At 62.8% G+C, this 25302-nt stretch carries 22 protein-coding genes; 15 read left to right on the top strand and 7 right to left on the bottom strand.

Annotated features, from left to right (window positions below; translation table 11 throughout):
- Positions 1–193: 193 nt before the first annotated feature.
- Complete coding sequence (locus CHB65_RS12040; protein ID WP_089385321.1) at positions 194–1126, bottom strand: ADP-ribosylglycohydrolase family protein; 933 nt, start codon at positions 1124–1126, stop codon at positions 194–196.
- Positions 1127–1293: 167 nt separating this feature from the next.
- On the opposite strand from CHB65_RS12040, the gene CHB65_RS12035 reads away from it, so the two are divergent.
- A complete protein-coding gene (locus tag CHB65_RS12035; RefSeq protein WP_089385320.1) occupies positions 1294–2343 on the top strand; it encodes an RNA-guided endonuclease TnpB family protein in 1050 nt (349 codons plus the stop codon).
- Positions 2344–3259: 916 nt separating this feature from the next.
- Here the strand turns inward: CHB65_RS12035 and truD are convergent.
- Positions 3260–4771 (bottom strand): tRNA pseudouridine(13) synthase TruD, encoded by a 1512-nt coding sequence (truD, locus tag CHB65_RS12030; protein WP_089385319.1) that lies wholly within the window; start codon positions 4769–4771, stop codon positions 3260–3262.
- Positions 4771–5109, bottom strand: a complete 339-nt coding sequence (gene pth2 / locus CHB65_RS12025) for a peptidyl-tRNA hydrolase Pth2 (RefSeq protein WP_089385324.1) — start codon at positions 5107–5109, stop codon at positions 4771–4773. The genes truD and pth2 overlap by 1 nt, the downstream gene beginning before the upstream one ends.
- 99 nt (positions 5110–5208) lie before the next feature.
- Between pth2 and CHB65_RS12020 the strand changes: the two genes are divergently transcribed.
- The 3 genes from CHB65_RS12020 to CHB65_RS12010 are packed head-to-tail and all read left to right on the top strand — an operon-like array spanning position 5209 to position 6469.
- Positions 5209–5625, top strand: coding sequence for a hypothetical protein (locus CHB65_RS12020; protein WP_089385318.1), 417 nt, complete (start codon positions 5209–5211; stop codon positions 5623–5625).
- A 59-nt stretch (positions 5626–5684) separates the two neighbouring features.
- The gene (locus CHB65_RS12015; protein WP_089385317.1) at positions 5685–5978 is read left to right on the top strand and encodes a UPF0175 family protein; all 294 of its coding nucleotides are present in this window, start codon (positions 5685–5687) and stop codon (positions 5976–5978) included.
- Positions 5978–6469: a hypothetical protein gene (locus CHB65_RS12010; protein ID WP_089385316.1), complete on the top strand. Its 492-nt coding sequence runs from the start codon at positions 5978–5980 to the stop codon at positions 6467–6469. Before CHB65_RS12015 ends, CHB65_RS12010 begins: the two co-directional genes overlap by 1 nt.
- Positions 6470–6549: 80 nt before the next feature.
- Here CHB65_RS12010 and CHB65_RS12005 read toward each other — a convergent pair whose 3' ends face one another.
- The 4 genes from CHB65_RS12005 to CHB65_RS11990 all read right to left on the bottom strand — a co-directional run bounded on the left by CHB65_RS12005 (position 6550) and on the right by CHB65_RS11990 (position 8869).
- The gene (locus tag CHB65_RS12005; protein ID WP_089385315.1) at positions 6550–7314 is read right to left on the bottom strand and encodes a GIDE domain-containing protein; all 765 of its coding nucleotides are present in this window, start codon (positions 7312–7314) and stop codon (positions 6550–6552) included.
- Between the two features lie 280 nt (positions 7315–7594).
- Positions 7595–8017: a DUF7346 family protein gene (locus CHB65_RS12000; RefSeq protein ID WP_089385314.1), complete on the bottom strand. Its 423-nt coding sequence runs from the start codon at positions 8015–8017 to the stop codon at positions 7595–7597.
- Positions 8018–8043: 26 nt separating this feature from the next.
- Entirely contained in the window at positions 8044–8589 is a 546-nt protein-coding gene (locus CHB65_RS17960; RefSeq protein ID WP_089385313.1) for a DUF7322 domain-containing protein, read from the bottom strand.
- 94 nt (positions 8590–8683) lie between these two features.
- A complete protein-coding gene (locus CHB65_RS11990) occupies positions 8684–8869 on the bottom strand; it encodes a DUF7331 family protein (RefSeq protein ID WP_089385312.1) in 186 nt (61 codons plus the stop codon).
- A gap of 107 nt (positions 8870–8976) precedes the next feature.
- Here CHB65_RS11990 and CHB65_RS11985 point away from each other — a divergent pair, with 107 nt between their 5' ends.
- The 11 genes from CHB65_RS11985 (at position 8977) to CHB65_RS11935 (ending at position 25163) form a co-directional block, all read left to right on the top strand.
- Entirely contained in the window at positions 8977–14133 is a 5157-nt protein-coding gene (locus CHB65_RS11985; protein WP_089385311.1) for a DNA polymerase domain-containing protein, read from the top strand.
- 135 nt (positions 14134–14268) lie between these two features.
- On the top strand, positions 14269–15192 hold the full coding sequence (locus CHB65_RS11980; RefSeq protein ID WP_089385310.1) for an ABC transporter ATP-binding protein: 924 nt from the start codon (positions 14269–14271) through the stop codon (positions 15190–15192).
- A 52-nt stretch (positions 15193–15244) separates the two neighbouring features.
- On the top strand, positions 15245–16675 hold the full coding sequence (sufB, locus tag CHB65_RS11975) for a Fe-S cluster assembly protein SufB (protein WP_089385309.1): 1431 nt from the start codon (positions 15245–15247) through the stop codon (positions 16673–16675).
- Position 16676: 1 nt separating this feature from the next.
- Positions 16677–17885: a Fe-S cluster assembly protein SufD gene (gene sufD, locus CHB65_RS11970; RefSeq protein WP_089385308.1), complete on the top strand. Its 1209-nt coding sequence runs from the start codon at positions 16677–16679 to the stop codon at positions 17883–17885.
- A gap of 114 nt (positions 17886–17999) precedes the next feature.
- Positions 18000–18485: a rubrerythrin gene (locus CHB65_RS11965; protein WP_089385307.1), complete on the top strand. Its 486-nt coding sequence runs from the start codon at positions 18000–18002 to the stop codon at positions 18483–18485.
- Between the two features lie 43 nt (positions 18486–18528).
- Entirely contained in the window at positions 18529–18960 is a 432-nt protein-coding gene (locus CHB65_RS11960) for a metal-dependent transcriptional regulator (protein ID WP_089385306.1), read from the top strand.
- Positions 18961–19034: 74 nt separating this feature from the next.
- Entirely contained in the window at positions 19035–19961 is a 927-nt protein-coding gene (locus CHB65_RS11955) for a pantoate kinase (protein ID WP_089385305.1), read from the top strand.
- 92 nt (positions 19962–20053) lie between these two features.
- A complete protein-coding gene (locus CHB65_RS11950) occupies positions 20054–21448 on the top strand; it encodes a signal recognition particle protein Srp54 (RefSeq protein ID WP_089385304.1) in 1395 nt (464 codons plus the stop codon).
- Positions 21449–21526: 78 nt separating this feature from the next.
- The gene (locus tag CHB65_RS11945; RefSeq protein ID WP_089385303.1) at positions 21527–22108 is read left to right on the top strand and encodes a 2Fe-2S iron-sulfur cluster-binding protein; all 582 of its coding nucleotides are present in this window, start codon (positions 21527–21529) and stop codon (positions 22106–22108) included.
- A 125-nt stretch (positions 22109–22233) separates the two neighbouring features.
- Positions 22234–24339 (top strand): cation:proton antiporter, encoded by a 2106-nt coding sequence (locus tag CHB65_RS11940; protein ID WP_089385302.1) that lies wholly within the window; start codon positions 22234–22236, stop codon positions 24337–24339.
- Between the two features lie 110 nt (positions 24340–24449).
- The gene (locus CHB65_RS11935; RefSeq protein WP_089385301.1) at positions 24450–25163 is read left to right on the top strand and encodes a phosphoribosyltransferase family protein; all 714 of its coding nucleotides are present in this window, start codon (positions 24450–24452) and stop codon (positions 25161–25163) included.
- Positions 25164–25302 lie beyond the last annotated feature (139 nt).

Raw genomic sequence — 25302 nt, 5'->3', positions numbered from 1 at the left:
CTGCCGGCTGTGTCAGCGCAGATCCTCAGACGGCGGAATCATTTTGTCCCCAGCCGTGGTTTGTTCGGCCAGCAGCGTTTCCATAGGTGAATACAGGGTGCAAGTGTTGCACGAGCATCGGATCGATCTACGAACGTGGAGAACGGTCAGTACGGTAGCCTCAGTTAATAGGCGAGCCCGCGGTTGTATTCGTTCATCTCGTCTCAGTTTTCATCTCTGTAGTCACTAGCGCTTTCGCTAGCTGTTCAAGTTCATCTCTGTACTGTAGTGACTCAAGCCACCGATTCGGAAGCGTCCCCGCACCGAATCGTGCACCGGCGACTGCTCCAGCAATCGCTCCAATCGTATCGGTATCTCCGCCGCGATTAACGGCGGTGACAATTGCGTCTTCGGCTGATTCGGCTGTTATCGCATCATACAGCGCAGTCTGTAACGTATCGACGACGTATCCCGTTGGGCTGAGAGACAGTTCATCGGTCTGATTCAGAACGAGACTGAGGGGCTCAACTAACTCGGCTGGGCCATCACGCTCCACGAGCGACAGCGCGTTTTCAAGCGGTGCTGGATCGTTACGAAGGTAGCCTGCAATAGTGTGGTTCAGGATGATACACCCGTACGTACAGCGCGGATCATAGTGCGTGATGGCCGACGACTGTCGGCTTACTGTTGCCAGTGTCTCGGGAGTATCAGCGAAGGCAAGCGCGAGTGGAGCACATCGCATCACGCTTCCGTTCCCCGCATTTTCCCCTTCATTTCGCCGTTCCCAGACTTCTTTCCCCGCCTCATCCCAAGTGGCTCCACGCTTATATTCGCTGAGGGCATCTGCCGTCATCGATCCGATGCCAAAGGGGTCACTGTCGTACCACTCAACAAAGCGCTCGGCGATGTCTTCACCGTCGAACCGGCGCTTCTCGACAAGGCTTCGAGCGATACACAGTGCCAGTTCAGTATCATCAGTCACGGCTCCTGCTGGCTTGTCGTGTACCCCATGGGCCAACATGTCAGTTACAACGCCGTATTTTCGTGTGATCTCTTCGTGTGTAGCGAATTCGACCGGGCGACCTACTGCATCACCACATGCCAGCCCCAATAACACTCCCGTCGCTGCGTCGATAGTATCTTTCATTATTGGTGAATGGCCAGTGAAGAACTTAGTTCATTACGGAGATTCAAGGAGAAAGCCCCGTGCTTTAGCGCGGGGATGAATCCGACAGTCAATGACGCAAACCACCGATGATGGCGCGGCTGATATTCCAATAAATACTTAAGATATCGCACCTAATTACATTTGTAATGGTCACGGTGACTGTCACCGCGAAGTTCCACAACCCATCCCTCTCACGGCGGAAAGAGTGGCAACACGCCACTCGACTCTACCGTGACACCAAGCAATTCTGTATCGACGGATGGGAGAACGGCGACTTTGGCAAATCCGTGACCACAGCCAGCATCGACAACGACCTCTACTCGGCTATCCAGAACCAAGCCATTCGAGAGGCGAAATCCGACCACAATAAGGACGGAGAGGTTCGCTACCGAGAGAGTCAACCGTTCGCCGTCAACAACCAGAACTGGGAGATCGACACGACCAAGAACGGCACGGTCGTTATCGGCTTCCCGTGTATCTCCCAATGGTGGTACACTCCTATCGAAGTGTACGACGAGATTTCCGGCCCCGTAGACCGACTGATCGAAGGTGACGCGAAGAAGACACGGCTTCAAGTGTACCGCCGTGGCGACGACTGGTACTGTACGTTCAACATCGAATACGACGCCGACACGTCGGGCGAGACGCCCATCGGTGTCGATATTGGCGAACGGCACATCCTCGCTGTGACTGCCTACGGTGAGGACGAGTCAATGCTGGTGTCTGGTGGTGAGGCGAAGTACGTTCGACGCAAATATCGTTCCCTACGCGATTCGCTTTCGGAAGCGGGTGCGCTTCGCGCATGCAACCGTGTGGGTGACAAAGAACAGCGTCGAATTAAGGATTTAAACCACAAACTCTCCCGTCGCCTCATCACGTTCGCGGAACAGTTCGAGAATCCCGTCATTCGGATGGAAGACCTCGAAGGTATCCGCGAGAACAGTTCGTGGTCAGGTATCCACTCGTGGCATTTCCACCAACTCCAACAGTTCATCACGTACAAAGCCGAACACGCTGATATCCGCGTCGAGAAGGTTGATGCGTACCATACCAGTCAGCGGTGTTCGGAATGTGGTTCGATGGGAACCCGTGATGGCGACCACTTTTTGTGCTCGGAGTGCGGTCGTGGACGCCACGCTGACCTGAACGCTTCGGAGAATATTGCACAACGGGAGGGTGAACCATGCACGGCGTAACAGCTCGGCTGACGCGAACCGTGCTCCCTCGCTGGTTGAATAGCCAGCCGTCTTTGACGTTCACAAGAGCGGAGCTCTTGTGCAGCCCATCAGAATCTTCGATTCTGAGGACGCTCGCAGATTGCGGGGAGGAAGGCCCCATTGACAGGGCTACACGCGCTATAACGCACACCGTTGGTCACAACTCGGTGGCAACCGTCGACGGGTCACGCGAAAGCGTACTTGAACCCCGAGGAAACGCGCAACCTGAATATCCACTTCGTGGAATCCTCGCCCTTTAGGGCGGGGAGGATGTCAACAGAACGCAGATCGGTTTCAGCGAGTACGACGACCTGCGCTCGTTATGGGCGTCGCCTTATCGAGAGAAACACTAAATCATCCGTACCGCGACCCTCATCATCGCTGTGTAACTGGTGGACCGGCGGCCCACTCATCGCGGCCGTCGAACATGAAAGTCCGCGGTTGTTTGCTCGGATTGTTTATAAACGGTCACGGGGGTGTCTGGCTATTTATCGGGAGTGACGGTGACCCGTGGGACGGTGGAACGACGAGGGTAGAGCGACCACCTCCGCCGCACCCGTATCACATCGAACCGCACCCACACCCGCACCGCAGCCTCAGGCCTCCCCAGCCTCGCCACGGCTGGCGTTCCCGCCAGCCGTGGGCTCCCTCGCGCTCGGTTTCGCGCCCTGCGGGCGCTCACCGGAGCGCGCCGACCGCCGTGGACCGTTTATAAGTAGTCTCGCCATTCGGTCGAGAGAGTATATAAATGACCGATCGAGCTCGGGATCGCTCCCTGTGTCCCCTGTCTTGATCGCACTCCAGCCGGAATCGATCACGTACAACGGATTTCAACGGAACCTCCGCATCCGCTCGCACACCAGTTATATGCCCCGTCAGCCCGCCCCCTTTCCCCTTATAACTCAAGCGGCCCGCTTTTGAGGAACTCCCGGAGGACGACGGTCGCGTACGAGCCGCTCGGCAGCGCGAACGCGAACCGGGGGTCGCCATCCTCGACGGTCGCTTCGAGGTCCGTGCGGAGCAGGATCGCCCGCCGCGTGCCGGTTGAGCCGAACTCGTCCGGGAGTTCGAAATCCGCCGGTTCGATCCCGGCGTCCTCAAGCACCTCGCGTTCGATCTCGCCGGGTTCGCCGTCCGCGAGCGTCGTCTCCGTGCCGACGAGCGGGGCGGTGACGAACGCCCGACCCCGGGCACAGTGGCGTTCCATCACGGACACGCGATCGGCGTCGACCCGCTGGAGGCGGTCCACGTCGGGCGCGTAGAGTTCGTCGGGGGCGTCGCGGTCGGCGAAACACGCCACGTCGCCCGCGACGGGCCGATCGAAGGGGAGCCCACGTCGCAGCCGCTCGCTCAGGGTCCGATTATAAAGGACGGACTGGGCGGCGTTGACGAAGAGCCGCTGGAGGTTACTCGGGACCGCTTCGAGTGCGTGTCGCCAGTCCGGGTCGTCGGCGGGGGCGTGGGGGTCGACGCCGCGCTCGTCGAGCCGGTGCAGCATCGACCGCTCGAATCGGAGCTTTCGGGGCATGACGTCCAAGCAATCGGCCCAGTCGCCGTCGCCGTTCGTGTCCTCGCCGTCAACGCTTCCATCATCCAGATCGCCGTCGCCGCCCTCACTCCCCACGCCGAAGGCGGCATCCACCCGCTCGCGAGCCGCCCGCGTATCCGCCGGTTCGCCCTCGAAGGGGTTGCCCGTGTACAGCCGGACGGCCTCACGCCAGTCGCCGCGGACGGCCGCGAGCCCGACCGCGTGAGTCACCGGTCGTCGGCTACCGAACCGCTGTTGGCCGAAGTAGTTCGGGACGCCGGCAGGGCCTCCGCGCTCGCCTCCCGCCCCCGCGTCACTTCCCGTCCCCGAGCCGCCGTCACCGCCGGCGAAGGCCCCGAGGTCGGCGGCGATGGCCGCGACGCGTTCTTCGGCCTCCGGCACGGCCTCCGTGACGCGGATCTCGAAGGCGTTGCCCGCGAGGTCGCCGAAGGAGAGCGGCCGGCCGGCCCGACCCAGCGGCTCGATCTCGGCCCCGCGGATCGTCGGGAGGTCGTCGGCGTCGACGCCGCCGATGGTAAAGAGCTGCGTCGTCACCGCGTATTTGTCCTTCGTGCCCGCCCAGGAGACGCGCTCGCGGCTGATCGAGAGCGCGTCCGAGAGCCGGCGGGCGAAGTCGTTCGTGTCCCACGCGGTGAGGGTGACCCGACAGACGAGTTCGGGATAACTTCCCGGATCCGCATCGAGCGGTTCCGGATCGAACGCCTCCAACTCGCGGACGCGGAAGTCCTCGGGCGACGCTCGGAGCCGACCGCCGATCCCATCGGCGTCGCTGACGTAGTACTCGATCCCGACCGCCCGCTCGATCGGATGAGCGGGGCGGGGTGTTCCCCGGGCCGAGTGGGTTCCCTCGTCGCTCATCAGTACAGCGGGAGGTCGCCGGTGACGCGGTCGACGCTCTCCTCGCGGGCGGGCCCGACCGCGAGCGCGGTGACGGTTCCCGGATCCAACTCCGTATGGCCGGCGTCACGGATGATCGCATACGGCAGTCCCGCGGTCTCGGCCGCGTCCGCGAGCGCGAACAGATCGTCCTCGGAGTCGGCCGCGAGGACGACCTTCTTCTGTCCCGATCCCTTCCACCGCTTGCGTGCCCGGCGACCCGCATCCCCATACGCCGAGAGGGAGGCGTGAGCGACCTGTGCGGCGAGCTTTCCCTCGCCCATACCGAGGTCGCGGCGGGCGACGATGGCCTGTTTCACGTCCTCCTCCACCGTCGCCGTGGGTATAGCTCTGTTCTCTTCGCGCCCCTTTTCGATCCGGAACGGACGATTTTTCATCGTGGTCTATGATCTTCACGTATGCCCTCCGCGACGGACGCGTCCACCGAACGGACGTTCACCATGATCGGCGTCGGATCGGCCGTGATGAATCTGATCGCGTTCACCGCCGTCGGCGTAATCGCGATAGAGAACGTCGCTTACGGCGGCATCGTCGGCATCTTGGGCGGCGTCGGCTCGTACCTTTTCATCCCCTGGTTTCTCAGCCTCTCCGCCGCACAGGAGGGGGCGGACGGGGACCTTCCGCTCGCCGACGCCGCGACATCCAGCCCGTATCACACCTCGCTCGGCACGCTCGGGCTTGGCCTCGAAGCGGGGGCGATCGTGATGCTCGCGGTCGGCTTCTCGATAGGTCCCGACTTCCTCGCCGGCGTTGCGAGCGCGCTCGTCGTCGCGCTCGCCACGTACTTCGTCGGCTCCGTCGTTCTCGATCGGTGAGCCCCTTCCGTCGAACGGCGTTACATCTATAATGTAACGTAACGGACTGTATTGTAACGATGAAAACCGTCACGACCCGCATCCCCGAGGATGACGAAGCGCTGCTCTCGGAGCTCGAAGCGGAGCTGACCGCCGACCGGTCGGAGGTCCTTCGCCGACTCATCCGGAAAGGGCTCACCGATTGGCGAACCGAAAAGGCGCTTGAACAGCTCCGTGATCACGAGATCACGGTCCGCCGCGCGGCCGAGATCGCCGACGTGACGTACGTCGAGATGCTGTCACTGGCCGCCGAGGAGGGGATCGATATCGGCTATACGGCCGACGACCTCGAACGCGACCTCGACCGGATCTGATGGTCGTCGTCGACTCCTCCGCGCTCATCCCGCTCTCGTGGGTCGGCCGGCTCGATCTGATCTCGGCGTTCGACGACGTAATACGGACGACGGAGGACGTGCGGGATGAAGTTCTCACCGAAGGAAAACGGGGTACGGCCTCGCTCCAGTCGTTTCTCGATGACGTTTCGATCGATAAATCGCCTCCCGATGCCGAGGAGATGGCGCGATTGGAAGGCGTCGCGGTCGCCGACGCGTCGGTGATCCTGTTGGCGGCCGACACCGACGACGTGCTTCTCGCAAACGACAAGGGCTTGATAGCGGTCGCTCGAAGCCACGGCGTCGAATGCTGGTGGGTGACGACGCTGTTGCTTCGCTGTAGGAAGGCGGGTGTCCTGTCCATTGCGGAAGCAAACGAGGTCCTGTATGATCTGGTCGATTCCGGGATGAACCTGCATCCGCGGGTGTACGTGCAGGTTCAGCGGGCCCTTCGAGAGGTGGGGGAGAAATAGCCGTATCCGTCCTGTGAACCGCGTGAACCCCGATGCATACGGTTTCCTCGACTCACGGCGGCGGGGAACTCCCTGCGTGTTCACCCGTTGATCGCCACCAGTAGCTCCGGCCCGAGGAGGCCGATGCCGATGGCGATCCCTGCGATCCCACCGACCGTGTATCCGGCACCGCGTAGCAGAAGGCGACGGCGTGTCTCGGCCTCGGTCGCATCCGAGATCAGGAACGTCGAGGCCTCGGATCCGTCGATCGCGACGTCCGCGTCGACTTCGGCCGGCGGACGGCCCGCTGCACCGACGACATAACACTGGCTACCGACGTCGAGCCGCTTTTCGGTGAACCGCCGGTTGTTGATCCCGGCTGTGTTCATCCCGGGGAGATTGATCGATAGGCTGAAATTCAGCATGCTGTCATCAGGAACGGGTTCTCCCTGCTCGTTCGTTTTCCGGGTCCTCTCCGACGCCAGCGAGAACGATGCGCCCTCCGGATCGACGTACGCAGTCCCCGACTCGTCCGCGACGACGAACGGACGTGCGTCCTCGTCGGAATCGATCGTTCGCCACGTGCTTCGGGATCCGGACCTCGACGCTCGACGTCGTCGCTCCTCCGTTTTGCACTCATATGCGACACATTCCTCACGAAAGTGTGGCGACTCCAGCGTCGCCTCACCCGAGCGAACTGTTCCCTCGATCTCGACGAGCCCGGACTGGGTGATCGCCTCCCTGATCCGGACGGGATCGTTCGCGCCAAGCCGTCGCCACCGCGACAGCGCCTTCGCACCGATCCCGAACCCGGCGATCCCGAGTCCGGCGATGACGACACCGATGAGGAGTGAACCGAGATCCATCTCAGGTCACCCGTTGATTCGGCCTGCTCGGCGGTTCACGCCACTCGAGGGCCCGTAGATCCGCTGCTTGACTGTCGGTACGTCTCCCACCGATAGTCTCCCCACCGCTGCGGTACTGTCGATGGTCGCGTTGGCGGTTACGCCGTCGTCGACACCTCTTGCCGTAGTACGCACGGCTCTTCTGGAGGGCATATCCGACTCCCGTCCCCGAGGTTGAATAAAGCCACCGCTTGATGCTCTCACACGTTGCTCCGGGATAACGGCAGATCCGTGTGTTCACTCATCCACGAAGCCGATCGACGACTTCCACCGCCGTCTCGGTCGGTTCGTATCCCCGGCGACCGATCACGTCGACCTCGCGGATCAGCCCCGCCGCCTGAAACTCCGCGAGCCGCCCGTGGAGATCGGACTCACACATATCGAGGCCGTCCATCAGTTCGAGTACCGAGAACGGTCCCTCGTCGACGAGGATGACGAGCAGACCGAGCGTCCGATCGTCGTGGAGCGCCCGGATCGCCCGCCGCGTCGCCGTCGGAACTCCCGCGGCGGCCGTCTCGAGGACCGACTCGCCCTCGATGGCCTCCAGGTCCGCGTTGGCGACGTAGCGCTCCGCGCCCGTCTCGGGGTCGCGAACGCGACTCGACTCCCCGGAACGCTTCACGAGGAGGTACCTCGTCCCGTCGGCGTCGCGGACCGTTCGCATGTATTTAAAAAGGCCGGCTATCCTCTTCAGCGTTCCGGGCCCGTGGACGCGCCGCTATCGGTCGGCTCGCGGCCATCGTTCTTGCTGTCCGTCTCCTCGTCATTGCTTCCGGCGTCGCTGCTTCCGCTGTCCCCGCCGTCCCCGTTCTCCGATCCGTGCGCTTCCGTCGTGTCTTCGGCGGATTCGTCTGCGTCCGTTCCGTGGTCGTCCGCCCCCTCACGCTTCGCTTTTTCACGCTTCCATTCCCGATAGACCTGGTACGTTCGGATCGCCGCGAGTACGCCGACGACGAACACGACCGTGCCGATGTCGGTCCAGCCCTCGAAGACGTAGAGCATCGGGCCGAGCGCGAGACAAAAGAGGGCGACGTTGGCGTAGATCACGGAGACCCCGAACGCTCGAAGGGTGTACGAGTCGACGTCGCTTGCGGCGGCGAAATTTCCGTCGGTATCGTAGGTCTTCACCGACGGGGCTTCGGGGGCTTTCGGGGCCTTCGGGGTCATGCGCCGCTCGACGTCGGATGGTTCCGCGATGGAGATCTCCCCTTCGTTGTCCTCGTCGAACGGACTCACGGCTCCCAGTAGGCGGTCGACGCTCAAAAAGGGCCCTCATCGGCTGTCGATCCGAAACCCGGTGCGCTTCGAGAACTGCCCGGAGCGCGACGGCTCAGGCGACGTCGGTGAGCCGAACGGTTCGGCTCGTTTCGACCCACGCAAGCGGGTTCGCGGCGTCGAAAAACACCACGTTCCCGCCGTCCTCGTAGCACTCCACCTCGGCGTCCGACCCGCCGTCGATCGGCTCCCGCTCGCCCGAACGGTACGTCTCGTCGTCCGCGTGTGGATTCGAGGTCACGAACCATGGTATGGCATGACACGATATATGCCTTTCCGTGTGGGGAACACTCGCCGGACGTCGCCTCGAAAGCCGAGCTTTTTAGCGGGGAACGCCGAAGGCCCTCCATGAACCAGTCGGGACTGTCGGACTTCTCCTCGCCCGACGCCGCGGACGACGACGGCAACGACGAAACGGACCGGGACGCGCTCGCCGCCGAGGAGGCGCGCGTGGTCGCAGGAAACGGCCACGGCCGCGTCAGCGATGTCGTCGACCTCTCGGAGGCGAAGTTTCCCGACTCGACAGGGGTCGTCGAGCTGTCGATCACGCAGGTCGATTACGCCGTCGAGGGGTACGGCGACGACGAATACCCGGTCGTTCACGTCTTCGGTCGCCGGCCCGCTCACGATGGTGACGACGAACACGAACACGTCCGCGTGCTCGGCGTCGAGCCGTACTTCTACGTGCCCACCGCCGACCTCGATGCCGATCCCACCGATGACTACGACGTCGTCATCGGCACCCGCGAGACGGATCACGCGGGCGAGCCATACGAGAGCATCCGTGGCGAGCCGCTCACTCGCGTCATCACGCGTACGCCGCGCGACGTCGGGGCCATTCGGGACGACTTCGAGACGACCTTCGAGGCGGACATCCTCTTTCCGAACCGGTTTCTCATCGACAACGGGCTGAACGGCGGGATCCGCGTCGAGGAACGTCGCCTCGAGGACGGCACCCTACAGGTCCATGAGGGCCACCTCGAACCGGCGACGGTCGACGCCGACATCCGGGTGAACACCTTCGACATCGAGGTCGACGACCGGCGCGGGTTTCCCGAGGACGGCGAGGAGCCGATCATCTGTCTCACCAGCCACGACTCCTACGACGACGAGTACGTGATCTGGCTCTACTCGGCACCCGAGAGCGAGGTCGAATCGCCCACGGATCTCCCCGGATACGAGGGGATCGGCGACGGCGACCTCTCGTTTCGGGTCGAGACGTTCGAGACGGAGGCCGCGATGCTCGATGCGTTCGTCTCGTACCTCGATGAAACCGACCCCGACGTGCTCACCGGGTGGAACTTCGAGGACTTCGACGCGCCCTACCTGCTCGACCGGATGGAGGTGCTCGCGGACCGACCCGACGTCGATGTCGACCTCTCCGTCGACCGGCTCTCACGGATCGGGGAGGTGTGGCGCTCGGGCTGGGGCGGTCCCGACATCAAGGGGCGGGTCGTCTTCGACCTGCTGTACGCCTACAAGCGGACGATGTTCACGGAACTGGAGTCCTACCGCCTCGATGCCGTGGGCGAGCGGGAACTCGGCGTCGGCAAGGAGCGCTACACCGGCGACATCGGCGACCTCTGGGAGCAGGACCCCGAGCGGCTGTTGGAGTACAGCATCCGCGACGTGGAACTCTGCGTCGAGATCGACCGCAAACAGGACGTGATCGCCTTCTGGGACGAGGTCCGCACGTTCGTCGGCTGCCAGTTGGAGGACGCGCCGACCCCCGGCGACACCGTCGACATGTACGTCCTCCACAAGGCGTTCGGCAAGTTCGCGCTCCCGACGAAGGGTCAACAGGAATCGGAGGATTTCGAGGGTGGGGCCGTCTTCGAGCCGATCACCGGGGTGAAAGAGATGGTGACGGTCCAGGACCTGAAGTCGTTGTACCCCATGTGCATGGTGACGATCAACGCCGGGCCGGAGACGAAGGTCGATCCGGAAACCTACGACGGCGAGACGTACGTCGCGCCTAACGGCACCCACTTCCGGAAGGAGCCGGACGGGATCATGCGCGAGATGGTCGACGAACTGCTCGCCGAACGGGAGAACAAGAAGTCCCTTCGGAACGAACACGACCCCGGCACGGAAGTATATAACCAATACGACAGACAGCAGGGGGCTGTCAAGGTTATTATGAACTGCTTCACGCCGGACACCGAGGTGCTCACGCCCTCCGGCGTGCGTTCGATCACCGACCTCGCCGTCGGAGACGAGGTCTACTCGCTGAATCCCGAGACGGAGGAAATGGAGATCAAACGCGTAACGGAGACGCACGCATATCCGGAATACCGCGGTGAACTCGTCGACATCGAGACCTCGAAGATCGATTTCCGCGTCACACCGAATCACCGGATGCTCGTCCGCAAGAACGATAAAAATGGAATCACGGAGGAGAAGTACAGTTTCGTCGAGGCGGGCGATCTATACGAGTACTGTAATTACGAATTGCCACACGATTGGTCATATACTGTTGACAGTTATCCAGACGTATTTACACTCTCTGAATTGGTCCAAGAGCATACCGAAATCAGCGTGACGATCTCAGATGGAGGAACACAGATTGCCGCAAAATACGGTCAACCATCGGCTAAGACACATGTGGCGGCTGAGGACTTACTGGTCTTTCTCGCATGGTATATAACTGAAGGAAGTCTGTACAAGGCCAAAACTAAGAATTATCGGATACAAATCGCTCAGAAGTCCTCGGAGAATCAAGAGGAGATCGCGCAATTAGTGGATAAACTGGTTGGCTACAGCTACAGAACGGATCGGTCAGTTACATTTTCAAGCCGCATCTGGTATGAATTGCTGAGGACACTCTGCGGAAAAGGGAGCGAGAATAAACGGATACCAGAGTTAGTGTTCGAACAACCCTTCGAGCGTCGGCAAGCGTTTCTTGAAACTCTCATCTCAGGAGACGGGAGATGGGAGAAGAAGGGAGAATCATTCACGTATACGACGAAGAGTAAACAACTCCGCGATGACGTTCTCCGACTGTGTTTGACTCTCGGTCTAACAGCACACTACACACGGGATAGTGGCGTCTGGCGAATACACGTTAGCTATAATACAAAAAATACGATTCGAATGCATAGAAGCAGCGAACGAACGAAGTCCGAAAATGGAGTATACTGTGTAACTGTTGAGGACAACAACACGCTCGTTGCTGGCCGGAATGGAAAATTTCAGAATGTTGGCAATTCTCTATACGGCGTAACGGGATGGGATCGGTTCCGATTATACGACAAAGAGGGCGCAGCAGCCGTCACAGCGACCGGACGTGAGGTCATCGCCTTCACCGAGACCGCCGCAAACGAGCTGGGTCACGACGTCGCGTACGGTGACAGCGTCACCGGAGATAGACCCATCGTCGTTCGCGATCCGAGCGGGATCGTTCGAATCGTCCCGATCGCCGACCTCTTCGAGCGTGCGGACGTGACCGCGGATAGAGACATCGTCATCACCACTGACGGCGGACCGGTCGCCTCGGTGTCAACCGACAAGGAGCGGCGATCCGTGGATGGATGGGATGCACTATCAGTGGCCGAAAATGGCGATGTCGAGTGGCAACCGATACAACAGGTGATCCGGCATGAGACGGACAAGCCGGTGGTCAACCTGCGGCACAAGTTCGGTGAGTCGACGACGACACGGGACCACTCGTACGTTGTCATGGACGGCGACGAATTGGTCGAGTCAACGCCGGAGAACGTCGAGAAACCACTGCGTGTTCCCGGACTTCCCGAAGTCGAACCGATCGAAACGATCGACGTATATGAGGTGTTAAACGGGTACACGCGCGAGTATGAGGACGGTCGGAGCGTCGGCAGCGAGAACGCGGAGACGAAAGTCAAACGGGTCCACGCGAACGATAACTGGGTCTGGTTTGGTCACAAGCATCACGACACGATACAAAAGGCGGTCAAGGTGCGACGGCACATTGAACTCGACTCCGAGGACGGACGAGCGCTCGTTCGATTGCTCGCTGCGTACATAACCGAGGGTAGTGCGTCGACGATCGAGACGACGGATACACGGTTCGGAGCGAGTATCGCCGAATCGAGAGCGGAGTGGCTGGAGGGCCTTCGTGACGACTATCTTCGCCTGTTTGAGGGGGCAACGGTAAGCATCATTCGGTCCGATACGTCCGAAGCCCGAACCGTCGAATACGAAACCGGCGATGGTATCCAGTCGGTAACGTACGATGACAGGACACGGAAGCTCCAGATGATGAACGAGTTATCGGCCGTGTTCTTTCGTGAGTTTGCTGGCCAGACATCGCGCGGAAAACGCGTTCCTGGATTCGTATTCAATCTCTCGAGCGAATTACAGCAACTCTTCGTCGACGTGCTCGTCGAAGGCGACGGGTCACGCAAATTCCCGCGGTACACGAGGGAGTACTGTGAGCGAAACTTCGACTTCGAAACGACCAGCCGCGAACTCGCTGCCGGTCTCTCGACGTTGCTCACTCAGCGTGGAAGAAAACACTCGCTCAAATACAGGAATGAAAAGGAGAGCTACACGATCCGTACCTGTGATTTCTATCGGAGTGGTCGCGATCCGATCGTCAACAAGGTTGACCACGACGGATACGTGTATGATCTGAGCGTTGCAGAAAATCAAAACTTCGTCGACGGTGTCGGCGGAATCGTTCTTCACAACACCGACTCTGTCATGTTGTCGCTTGGGCAGGAAGTGGACAAAGAGCAGGCGATCGAGACCTCCTTCGACATCCAAGACCACATCAACGAGCGATACGACGACTTCGCCCGCGACGAGTTGAACGCGGAGCTCCATCGCTTCCAGATCGAGTTCGAGAAACTCTATCGACGCTTCTTCCAGGCGGGCAAAAAGAAGCGATATGCGGGACACATCATTTGGAAGGAGGGCGCGGACGTCGACGACATCGATATCACCGGATTCGAGTACAAGCGGTCGGACATCGCGGGGATCACGAAGGAGGTCCAACAGCACGTCATCGAGACGATCGTCACGGGGGACGACCTCGATGCGGACCTCGCGGCGGTCAAGACGTACCTCTCGGACGTCATCGAGCGATTCCTTGAGGGCGAGATGGATCTCGAAGAGATCGGCATCCCCGGCGGGATCGGCAAGCGGTTGGACGCCTACGAGACGCCGACGGCACAGGTCCGCGGCGCGATGTACGCGAACCGGATGCTGGGGACGAACTTCGGGAGCGGATCGAAGCCGAAGCGGCTCTATTTAAAAAAGGTTCATCCGGACTTCTGGGAGCGCATGGAGACCGAGGCGGGCTTCGATCCACAGCGGGACCCGCTGTACGGCGAGTTCAAACGCGACCCGGACGTGATCTGTTTCGAGTATCCGGATCAGGTCCCTGAGGAGTTCGAGGTCGACTGGGAGAAGATGCTCGAAAAGACGCTCAAGGGGCCGATCGCCCGCGTGATCGAGTCGCTCGGGATGTCGTGGGAGGAGGTCAAAACCGGTCAGGAGCAGACCGGACTTGGATCATTTATGTAGTTCGGCCCCAAACATCTAAACTCTTTTTTGCGGCACGAAAAATTATGTTTTCACAAACTCGATTTCGACGGGTAATTCCGTAAGCATTAACGTCGCGAACCACTTCGTGGGAACTACGAGGCTTACAGACCACACATGGCAACTCTTGAGATCAACAACCTCCACGCACGGGTGAACGAAGAGGGCGGCGAGCGCATCCTTCGGGGCGTCGACCTCGAAGTGGAGTCGGGCGAGATCCACGCGCTGATGGGACCGAACGGCTCCGGAAAGTCGACGCTGGCGAAGGTCATCGCCGGCCATCCGGCGTACGAGGTCACGGACGGCTCGATCACGCTCCACCTCGACGAGGAGGACGTTTCGGACGTCGATGAAGAGCTCGATGACGACGACTACCACTGGGAACTGCTCGAATTGGAGCCGAACGAGCGCGCCGCGCTCGGTATCTTCCTCGGGTTCCAGTACCCCGCGGAGATCGAGGGCGTCACGATGACGAACTTCCTCCGGCAGGCGCTCAACGCGAAAGCCGAGGAGCGCGAGGAGCTCTTCGAGGACGAAGAGGCTGAGGAGGCCGAAGACGAAGAAGACGAGGACGTCGGCTACGACACCTCCCCGATGGAGGGACCGGCCGATGACGGCGAGATCGGCGTCGCCGAGTTCCAGTCGATCCTCAAGGAGAAGATGGAGCTGCTCGACATGGACGAGAAGTTCATGCGCCGCTACCTCAACGCGGGCTTCTCCGGCGGGGAAAAGAAACAGAACGAGGTGCTGCAGGCCGCGATGATGGAGCCGGCCATCGCCGTGCTCGACGAGATCGACTCCGGGCTGGACATCGACCGCCTCCAGGACGTCTCGAAGGGCATCAACGCCCTCCGCGACGAGCAGGGCACCGGCGTCCTGCAGATCACCCACTACCAGCGCATCCTCGAGTACGTCGAGCCCGACCACGTCCACATCATGCTCGACGGCGAGGTCGTCAAAAGCGGTGACGCGACGCTGGCGGCCGACCTCGAGGAGGAGGGCTACGACTGGGTCCGCGAGGAAGTGTACGAGGCTGCGTAATCAGTGATGGTTACGGAACAGAGCTAAGGACCCACAAACGCAAACTAATACCATGAGTTCAGAACAAGAACACCTGAAAGAGACGAACACCGAGGCCCGCTTCGAGTTTAAAAAGGAGGAGAAGTCCGCCTTCAAAGCCGACAAGGGCCTGAACGAGGAGACGATCCGGGTCATCTCCGAGGACAAAGACGAGCCCGAATGGATGCTCCAGCGCCGCCTGCGCGCGCTGAAGCAGTTCCAGGAGATGCCGATGCCGACCGACTGGCCCGGCCAGCCCGACATCAGCGAGGTCGACGTCGACGAGATCGTCCCGTACATCCGCCCCGACGTTGACGTCCGCGCGGGCGTCGACGACTGGACGGAACTGCCCGAGGAGATCAAAGACACCTTCGACAAGCTGGGAATTCCGGAGGCCGAGAAGAACGCGCTCTCGGGCGTCGGCGCGCAGTACGAGTCCGAGGTCGTCTACCAGAACATGCAGGAGCGCTGGGAGGAGAAGGGCGTCATCTTCTGCAACATGGACGAAGCCGTCCAGGAGCACGAAGAGCTCGTCCGTGAGTACTTCATGACGAAGTGTGTCCCCCCGAGCGACAACAAGTTCGCCGCGCTCCACGGCGCGATCTGGTCCGGCGGGTCGTTCGTCTACGTTCCGGAGGACACGACCGTCGACATGCCCGTGCAGGCGTACTTCCGGATGAACAGCGAGGGGATGGGCCAGTTCGAACACACGCTCATCATCGCGGAGAAGGGTTCGGAGGTCCACTACATCGAGGGCTGTTCCGCGCCGAAGTACTCGGCGTTCAACCTGCACGCCGGCGGCGTCGAGGTCTTCGTCGGCGAGGACGCCCACGTCCAGTACTCCACCGTCCAGAACTGGTCGAAGAACACCTACAACCTGAACACCAAGCGCGCCATCGCGGAAAAGAACGGCCGCATGGAGTGGATCTCGGGCTCGATGGGCTCGAAGGCGACGATGCTCTACCCCTCGACGATCCTCAAAGGCCGGGGCGCGTCGGACAACCACATCACGATCGCGTTCGCGGGCGAGGGGCAGGACATCGACACCGGCGCGAAGGTCTACCACAACGCGCCGAACACGAAGTCGACGATCGAATCGAAGTCGATCGCGAAGGACGGCGGCCGCACCAACTACCGCGGCCTTGTGCACATCGCCGACGGCGCCGAAAACTCCTCGACGGCCGTCGAGTGTGACGCGTTGATGTTCGACAACGACTCCACGTCGGACACGATGCCGTACATGGAGATCAACGAGTCGAAAGTCGACGTCGCCCACGAGGCGACCGTCGGCAAGATCGGTGATGAGGACATCTTCTACCTGCAGTCGCGCGGGCTGGACGATGACGACGCGAAACAGATGATCGTCTCGGGGTTCATCGAGCCGATCACGGAGGAGCTGCCCATCGAGTACGCCGTCGAGTTGAACCGACTCGTCGAGTTGGAGATGGAGGGCTCGCTCGGATAACATGAGTACGAAAGCAATCGAGAGCCTCTCCGAGGACACGGTACGACGCATCGCCGAGGAACGAGATGAGCCCGACTGGCTCGTCGAGACCCGTCTCGACGCGCTGGAGGCGTTAGCGACCGCCGAACTGCCGGACGTGATCCGCACGCCCGGTCGCAAGTGGACCGACCTTGAGGCGCTGGATTTCGAGACGCTCGTCGATCCCCTGAATCAGGCGGACACGACCGAGCGTGACGCCGACGGCGACGTGGTCGTCTGCTCGTTCGTTGAAGCGTTCGAGGAGTATGGCGACGTGCTTGAGGAGTCGTTCGGCTCCGTCATCGACCCGACCGAGAACTACCTGACGGCGCTGTCGGTCGCGCTCTTCACGACGGGGACGTTCGTTTACGTCCCCGAGGGCGTCGCGGTCGAGGACGTCACCGTCCGTGCGGAGATGAACTCCCGCTCGCTGTTCAGCCAGACGCTCGTCGTCGCCGAGGAGTCCGCTTCGGTGACGATCCTCGAATCGATCGCGTCGGGCGCGGACGTCGCGGACGACCGCTACTTCTCGAACCTCGTCGAGATCGTCGCGGGCGAGAACGCGAACGTCCAGTTCGGCTCGCTACAGAACCTCTCGCCGGACACCTACACCTACTCGCTGAAGCGCGGTGACGCCGGCACCTACGCGAGCATCAACTGGATCGAGAGCAACTTCGGCTCGCGGCTGACCCGCTCTGACGTCGAGACGGAGCTGAACGGCGACGGCTCCGAGAGCCAGATCGTCGGGACGTTCTTCGGCCACGACGACCAGCACTTCGACATCAACGCCCGCGTCTGGCACCAGGCCGAACACACGACGGCCGACCTCGTCACGCGCGGCGTGCTCGATGAGGAGGCCCGCTCGGTGTACGAGGGCGTTCAGGACGTCGGTATCGACGCATGGAACACCTCGAGCTACCAGCGTGAGAACACGCTCATGCTCTCGGACGAGGCCGAAGCGGACGCCTCCCCGAAGCTCATCATCCACAACCACGATACCGAGGCGTCCCACTCGGCGACCGTGGGTCAGGTCGACGCGGAGGACCTGTTCTACCTCGAGAGCCGGTCGATCGACTCGCAGGTCGCCCGCAACATGCTCGTCGAGGGCTTCTTCGTCCCGGTCTTGGAGGAGATCGCCGTCGACGAGTTCCGCGAGGACGTCGAGGCGCTCGTCGCCGAGCGCCTGCGGTAGGCGTCGCGGTCGACCGCTTTTTATTGGATCCATCACCCCCGAGGAACGCCTTTAAGTCTCCAAGGCGCGCAGGGGGCTACGTATGCGAACGGGCGTCTCGTACGGGTGGGTGACATGAGCGTTGGACGTCGGGTAACGTCCGACGACCAGCTCGCCCGCTTGCTCCAGATCGGGATCGTCCTGGAGGAGGTCGTCGAGGCCCGGGCTCATCACCACGCGGAGAGCCTCGATGCGGACCTCGATGACGAGGTCGCCGAGTTGCTCGCGGATGCCGCCGAGGAGTCGGCGGATCACCGCGCTCGCCTCGAAGCGCTGATAGACGACCTCGGCGTCGAGAGCGTTCCGTTCGATGAGATCGAATCGCTCGTCGAGGCCCGGTATGGACGGACTCGACCGGAGGATTTCGACGGCGTGCTGTACGACCAGCTCTGTAACGAGGAGACGGCCTACAAGTTCTACGACGATCTGATTACGGCGATCGAGGCGTCGGACGCCGAGTTCACGCTGGATCGCGATCGACTGCTCGACACCCTCCGATCGATCCGCGAGGAGGAAGCCGAGGGTGTGCGCGAGGTGACGGAGGTCATGGAGCGACGATGAACCGGGTGGAGTCGACGATGAGCGGCCGCGACGGAGGAAGGGTATGAACACCGCCGATCAGTATTTAAAGACGATCTACGTGATCCAGCGGGCGACGGACGGCCCCGCCTCGACCGGGGCGATCGCCGACGCCCTCGACGTGAGTCCCGCGAGCGCGAACGAGATGATCGGCAAGCTGGAGGAACGCGGATTGGCCGACCACGAGAAGTACAAGGGCGTTCGCTTGAGCGACGACGGGATCGTTCGCGCCCGTGAGGCGCTCCAGACCTACTGTATCATCGAGCGATTCCTCGCGAACGTGCTCGGCGTCGAGGCGTTCCGCGAGGAGGCCCGCGAGCTGGAGGCCGTCATCGACGGCACGGTCGCCGAGCGGCTCGATACGATCATCGACCGCCGACCGGAGTGCCCCGACTGCTTCGACCCCGAGGCCGACGCCTGTGCCTGCTTGGAGCTCGCGGTTGAGCCGGCCGAGTGATCCCCGCGACGTCGATCCCTTCCGTCCGGCGCCCGATGGTAACGGTTAATCACGTCCTGCCCGTCCGCCCGGACATGACTCGCGAGCGGGCGACCGCGTTCGTCCCCGGCCACGTGACCGCCTTCTTCAGCGCCTACCCGGCCGCTGATCCGGCAGCGGCCGGCTCGTGTGGGGCGGGGGTCACGCTGACTCATGGCGTCGAAACGACGGTCGTCCCGCGCGATCGGTCCCTCCCGCTCGACCGGACCGAAACGGCCGACGGATCGACCCCACCGGTCCTCCTCGATGGGACGCCGGTGGCGATCGACGTGGTCGGCGACGTGCTGGCGGCGCTGGGTGTCACCTCGGATACCGCGGAGGTACGCCTCGCAAGCGATCTCCCGGTCGGTGCCGGCTTCGGCGTTTCGGGGGCGGCCGCGCTCGGGGCGGCGCTCGCGGCAAACGCCGCCTTCGATCTCGGCCGCTCGGAGAACGAGCTCATCCGAATCGCTCACGTCGCCGAGGTCGAACGGGGAACGGGACTCGGCGACGTCGTCGCGCAAGCGCGAGGGGGGATCCCGATCCGCGTCCGTCCGGGTGCGCCGGCTCACGGCGAGTTGGACGGAATCCCCACGGCCCCGCGCGTCGAGTACGTCACGTTCGGCGAGCTGTCGACGGAGGCCGTCCTCGCGGGCGACACCGACGCGCTCTCCGCGGCCGGCGAACGCGCGCTTACGCGGCTCCGTCGGGATACACGCTCCGTCACGCTGCTCGCGGCCGCTCGGACGTTCGCCGTCGAGGCCGACCTCCTCGTCCCCGCTGTCGAAGAGGCGATCGATGCGGTTGCGGCGGCCGGCGGCTCCGCGGCGATGGCGATGCTCGGCCGCACCGTCTTCGCGTTCGGCACCGGCCTCTCGGATGCGGGTTACGATCCCGCGGTCTGTGGGGTCCATGCGGCGGGTGCGGGGATCGTCAACGACGACGCTCCCGCGACCGACCGTTCGGTGTCGGCGGACCGCTGATCCCCGACCGTGACCGACTCTCCCATCGTGCGTCGGATCCCCCGAGCCGACGAGCGAAGCCTTTACCGCGTGGACCGTCTACGAACCCGTAAATGGTGCTCGACGACCTCGGAACGTCCTTACGGAGTTCACTCGATACACTCCAAGGGAAAGCCCGTCTCGACGAGGACGACGTCGAGGAGATCGTCAAGGAGATCCAGCGGTCGCTGCTCTCCGCCGACGTCGACGTCTCGCTCGTCATGGAGCTGTCCGACTCGATCAAGACGCGCGCGGTAGAGGAGGAGCCGCCGGGCGGGACGACCGCCCGCGACCACGTCCTCAAGATCGTCTACGAGGAGATGGTGGCGCTCGTCGGCGACTCGACCGAACTCCCCTTGGAGTCACAGACGATCCTCCTGGCCGGGCTGCAGGGGTCCGGCAAGACCACCTCCGCCGCGAAGATGGCCTGGTGGTTCTCGAAGAAGGGGCTCCGACCCGCGGTCATCCAGACCGACACGTTCCGACCCGGCGCCTACGACCAGGCGAAACAGATGTGTGAACGGGCGGAGGTGGAGTTCTACGGCGACCCCGACGCCGACGACCCCGTCGCGATCGCCCGCGAGGGGATGGCGGCCACCGCCGACGCGGACATCCACATCGTCGACACCGCGGGTCGGCACGCGTTGGAGGACGACCTGATCGCGGAGATCGAAGAGATCGAGCGCGTCGTCGATCCGGACCGGTCGCTGCTCGTGCTCGACGCCGCGATCGGCCAGGGTGCGAAGGAACAGGCCCGGCAGTTCGAGACGTCCATCGGCATCGACGGCGTCGTCATCACAAAACTCGACGGGACCGCGAAGGGTGGCGGCGCGCTGACGGCCGTCAACGAGACCGACTCCTCTATCGCGTTCTTAGGGACCGGCGAGACGGTCCAAGACGTCGAGCGGTTCGAACCCTCCGGGTTCATCTCGCGGCTGCTCGGGATGGGCGACCTCAAGCAGCTCTCCGAGCGCGTCGAGCGGGCGATGGCGGAGGCGCAGGAGGCGGACGAAGATTGGGATCCCGAACAGCTGCTGGAGGGGAACTTCACCCTGAAGGACATGCAAAAACAGATGGACGCGATGAACCGGATGGGGCCGCTCGATCAGGTGATGGATATGATCCCGGGGCTCGGCGGCGGGATGATGGATCAGCTCCCCGACGACGCGATGGACGTCACCCAGGATCGGATGCGAAAATTCGAGCGGATCATGGACTCGATGACCGACGAGGAGCTCGAAAACCCGAAGGTCGTCGGCCAGTCGCGCACCGAGCGGATCGCCCGTGGATCGGGAACCGACGTCGAGACCGTCCGTCAGCTGCTCGAACAGCACTCGATGATGGAGCGGACGATCAACCAGTTCCAGGGCATGGGCGAGGGCGACATGCAACGGATGATGAAAAAGATGGGCGGCGGTGGCGGTCTCGGTGGCGCCCTCGGCGGCGGTGGCAAGGGTCCGTTCGGCTGATCGGCCGCATCTCGGTTCACTCGAACGCGCCCTCCAACGATCAAAACCGCCTTATGGGATCTCTTCATAGGGACCGGTATGTATGACCCATTGGCGATCGTGCTCGCGGCGATCGCGACGCTGACCGTCGTCCTCTTCAGCGCGCTGAAGGGAACGGGATGGGAACCGAACCCCGACATCTCCGAGGAGGTCATGGAACGGCGTGCGACCGCCGTGCCGGAGACCGAGTTCCCGGAGCCGGGCAACCGCGCCATCGGTGGCGGCGGCGGTGGCGGCGCCATTCCCGCCGGCGGCGGCGACGGCGAGGGTGGAGAGCTCGCGGAGGGTGCCGAGGAGGCTGCCGGCCCGGGCGACATCCCCGAAGACGAGATCGAACACTTCGAGATCGAGTTCCTCAAACAGGGCGAGACGATCGAGGTCGCGAACAACGAGACGATCCTCGAGGCCGGCGAGGAGAACGGCTGGGACCTCCCGTACGCCTGCCGGCAGGGCCAGTGTGTCTCCTGTGCGGGTCACATCACGGACGGTCCTTCGGAGGATTTCGTCGAACACGACAACCAGCAGATGTTGGAGGAGGCCGAACTCGACGACGGCTACACGCTCACCTGTGTGGCATACCCGCGTGACTCCTTCAGCATCGAGACGGGCGAAGCGCCCTGAGCCGTCCGTTCGCCCGATCTCACACTCCCCTCCGCACGCCGATCGCCATCACGACCCGATCGTCCGTTTTTATATAGCTTCACGACGCCATTCCGGAAAGAACCGCTCCCACTCTCATCCCCTACATGCTCGTCACGCCCACCTCGCTCGCCCCACTCGCGTCCGCCCTCCCTCCGGTTCCACTCGGCCTTTCGTTGCCCTCGCTGCCGATCGAAGAGCCGGTGATCGTCTTCGCGCTCGCGTTGACGACGTTCCTTATCGCTCCGATGCTGATCGAACGGGCCGGCCTGCCCGGCATCGTCGGGATCGTGCTCTTCGGCGCGGCGATCGGGCCCAACGGACTCGGGATCCTCGCGGAGACGGACGCGATCGTCCTGCTCGGCAACGTCGGGTTGGTCTACCTGCTTTTCACCGTCGGGCTCGAACTCGACCTTCGTGGGTTCGCCGCCGCGCCGCAGAACGCCGCGCTCTTCGGATTGACGAGTTTCTTTGTCCCATTTATCGTCGGGACCGCGGTCTGTGTCTACGTCCTCGATCTCGATCTGTGGGCCTCGTTCCTGCTCGCGGCGGTGTTCTCCTCGCACACGCTCCTTGCGTATCCCGTCGTCAACCGACTCGATGTTACGAAGAACCGGGCGGTCACGGCCGTTTTCGGCGGGATCCTCTTTACCGACACCATCGCGCTCGTCGTCCTCGCCATCGTGTTGGGGCAGGCCGATGGTGCGCTGACGGTCGGGCTCTTCGCGCAGGTCTTCGGCGCGCTCCTCGTCCTCTTTTTAGGGATCTGGTTTCTGTTACCGCCGCTTGCGCGCTGGTTCTTCCGGAACACGAGCCAGGAGAGCTACTTCGAGTTCCTGCTCGTCGCGGCCGCCATCTTCGCGGCGGCCAGCTTCGCCGAGGTGCTCGGGCTCTCGGACATCCTCGGTGCGTTCGTCGCCGGGATCGCGTTGAATCGACTCGTCTCCCGCGGCGGCACGCTGATGAACCGGATCGAGTTCGTCGGTAACGCCCTGTTCGTCCCGTTCTTCCTCTTATACGTCGGGATGCTCGTCGACCCCGCCGTCATCCTTGAGGGGCCACGAACGCTGATCGTCGCGGCGACGATCCTCGGGATCCTCTTCGTCACGAAGGTGGCTGCCGCGGGACTCGTTTCGCTCATCCAGGGGTACAACCGGAACGAGTTCGGCGTGATAACCGGGCTGTCGGTCGGGCAGGCGGCGGCCGCGCTCGCGATCACCCTCGTCGGCTTCGACGCCGGGCTGTTCGGCTCCGACGTGCTCAACGCCGTCGTGTTGATGATCCTCGTCACCGCCATCATCAGCCCGTGGCTGACCGAGCGCTACGCGACCCGACTCGCGCTGAGCGACGACGTGGAGCCCGGCGAAACTGGGGAGTTCGATCCCCGGATCCTGTTACCGCTGTCGATGAACGCTGACAAGCAGCGCTCGCTATTGGAGCTCGCATTCACGTTGAAAGACGAGCTGGCGGAGACGCCGGTTCATTTGCTCACGGTCGTCCAGCCGGATGGCTCAGGGGGTGAAGAGCAGGTCGTCGCGGAGGCCGAAGCGAGCCTTGAGGCGGCGACGGAGATCGCGGACGCGGCCGAGGTTCCGGTTCGCACGGAGACCCGCGTGAACCATAGCATTCCCTCCGGGATCGTCCGTGCGAGCACGGAGACGCGCGCGGACGCCATCCTCATGGGGTGGGACGGCCGTCAGTCGCTCAGCAACCGTGCGTTCGGCAGCATCATCGATCAGGTGCTCGGCCGGACGACGGTCCCCGTGTTGGTCTCGCGGCTCGGCCATCCGATCAACACGACCGAGCGGATCTTCGTCGTGGTTCCCCCCGGCGTCGATCACCACGAGGGGTTCTACGAGAGCGTCCACATCGTGAAACGGCTCGCGGAGAAGCTCGGTGCGGAGTTCACCGTCCTCGTCGTCGGTGACAACCCGCAGCAGTACGAGCGGCTCTTCGCGATGGTCGACCCGGAGATGGAGGGCACGTTCGAGGGTGCATCGAACTGGCCGACGCTCGAGTCGATGCTTCGTGAGCGTGTCGATGAGGACGACCTCGTCATCCCGATCTCGCCACGACAGGGTAGCCTCGGATGGGACCCCAAACTCGCGACGCTTCCGCGCACCCTCGTCGACCTCCCGCCCCACTCGTTCATCATCGTCACGCCCCGTCAGGGCAAGCCCGGCTATGCGTCCCGGTTCCTCAAGATCGAGTGAGCCGGTCCGGGCGGCGGCTTCCCTCCCGACCGACGTGCACCCACTTTCGTGGTCACTTCCTCTTCGGATTACTTCGATATGTTCATACTTGTGCAATCTCGATCAACGATATGAATCGAGCCGAGAAGGCGGCCCTCCAGCTGCAGGCGGTCGCCGTGTTACGGGTATTAAAAGAGACACGAACGTACGACGAGCTGTCGGCGCTGACCGGGCTGCCGGCGGGTGATCTCAACCGATACGTGAACGGCCACGTGTTGCCCGGGACCGATCGGGCCCGCGAACTCGTCCGTGAAACCGGCCGTGAGGCGCTGGCCGACGAACTCGTCGCGCGGGTGGAGTTCGATGCGGAGGGGTACGTCGACAACTCCGGCGTCGTCTTCGATCAGTCGTTTCTCGACCTCGTCGCGCCGGTCGCCGCCGAGACCTTCGACTTCGAGACCCCGGATGTGGTGTTGACGGCGGCGACGGACGGGATTACCCTCGGGGCGGCGATGGCCTCCTTTTTCGACGCCCGTCTCGCCTACGCGAAGAAGTCGAAGGAGACGGCGGTCGAGGAGTTCATCGAATCCCGCCAGCGGCTCGCTTCGGGGATCGAACTCACCTACTATCTGCCCGCCCGCGCCGTCAACGCGGGTGACGCGGTGCTCGTCGTCGACGACCTCATCCGGTCGGGAGAGACCCAGGAACTGCTGCTCGATATCGCCCTGCAGGCGGACGCCGACGTGACCGGCGTCTTCACGCTCATCGCCGTCGGCGACGAGGGGATGGCGCGGGCCCGCGAGCGCGCCGATGCGCCCGTCGGCGCGCTCCGGACGTTCGACTAGGCGGAACCCGATTGGTGACTAAGCGGAACCCGACGGTCGACCACGTACGCCATTTACTGTCACGGATGATCATATTCGAGTGTATTTTGTCAGAATACACGGCGATAAAGCGTACAAATGATCCACTCTTGTGCAACTC

The organism is Halorubrum vacuolatum (assembly GCF_900188065.1).
GTDB classification, from domain to species: domain Archaea; phylum Halobacteriota; class Halobacteria; order Halobacteriales; family Haloferacaceae; genus Halorubrum; species Halorubrum vacuolatum.
This window is presented reverse-complemented; position numbering and strand designations above follow the sequence as displayed.

Coding starts and splice junctions, on each gene's coding strand:
- CHB65_RS12040 (WP_089385321.1), bottom strand. CDS start 1,126: ATGAAAGATACTATCGACGCAGCGACGGGAGTGTTATTGGGGCTGGCA.
- CHB65_RS12035 (WP_089385320.1), top strand. CDS start 1,294: ATGGTCACGGTGACTGTCACCGCGAAGTTCCACAACCCATCCCTCTCA.
- truD (WP_089385319.1), bottom strand. CDS start 4,771: ATGAGCGACGAGGGAACCCACTCGGCCCGGGGAACACCCCGCCCCGCT.
- CHB65_RS12020 (WP_089385318.1), top strand. CDS start 5,209: ATGCCCTCCGCGACGGACGCGTCCACCGAACGGACGTTCACCATGATC.
- CHB65_RS12015 (WP_089385317.1), top strand. CDS start 5,685: ATGAAAACCGTCACGACCCGCATCCCCGAGGATGACGAAGCGCTGCTC.
- CHB65_RS12010 (WP_089385316.1), top strand. CDS start 5,978: ATGGTCGTCGTCGACTCCTCCGCGCTCATCCCGCTCTCGTGGGTCGGC.
- CHB65_RS12005 (WP_089385315.1), bottom strand. CDS start 7,314: ATGGATCTCGGTTCACTCCTCATCGGTGTCGTCATCGCCGGACTCGGG.
- CHB65_RS12000 (WP_089385314.1), bottom strand. CDS start 8,017: ATGCGAACGGTCCGCGACGCCGACGGGACGAGGTACCTCCTCGTGAAG.
- CHB65_RS11985 (WP_089385311.1), top strand. CDS start 8,977: ATGAACCAGTCGGGACTGTCGGACTTCTCCTCGCCCGACGCCGCGGAC.
- CHB65_RS11980 (WP_089385310.1), top strand. CDS start 14,269: ATGGCAACTCTTGAGATCAACAACCTCCACGCACGGGTGAACGAAGAG.
- sufB (WP_089385309.1), top strand. CDS start 15,245: ATGAGTTCAGAACAAGAACACCTGAAAGAGACGAACACCGAGGCCCGC.
- sufD (WP_089385308.1), top strand. CDS start 16,677: ATGAGTACGAAAGCAATCGAGAGCCTCTCCGAGGACACGGTACGACGC.
- CHB65_RS11965 (WP_089385307.1), top strand. CDS start 18,000: ATGAGCGTTGGACGTCGGGTAACGTCCGACGACCAGCTCGCCCGCTTG.
- CHB65_RS11960 (WP_089385306.1), top strand. CDS start 18,529: ATGAACACCGCCGATCAGTATTTAAAGACGATCTACGTGATCCAGCGG.
- CHB65_RS11955 (WP_089385305.1), top strand. CDS start 19,035: ATGACTCGCGAGCGGGCGACCGCGTTCGTCCCCGGCCACGTGACCGCC.
- CHB65_RS11950 (WP_089385304.1), top strand. CDS start 20,054: ATGGTGCTCGACGACCTCGGAACGTCCTTACGGAGTTCACTCGATACA.
- CHB65_RS11945 (WP_089385303.1), top strand. CDS start 21,527: ATGTATGACCCATTGGCGATCGTGCTCGCGGCGATCGCGACGCTGACC.
- CHB65_RS11940 (WP_089385302.1), top strand. CDS start 22,234: ATGCTCGTCACGCCCACCTCGCTCGCCCCACTCGCGTCCGCCCTCCCT.
- CHB65_RS11935 (WP_089385301.1), top strand. CDS start 24,450: ATGAATCGAGCCGAGAAGGCGGCCCTCCAGCTGCAGGCGGTCGCCGTG.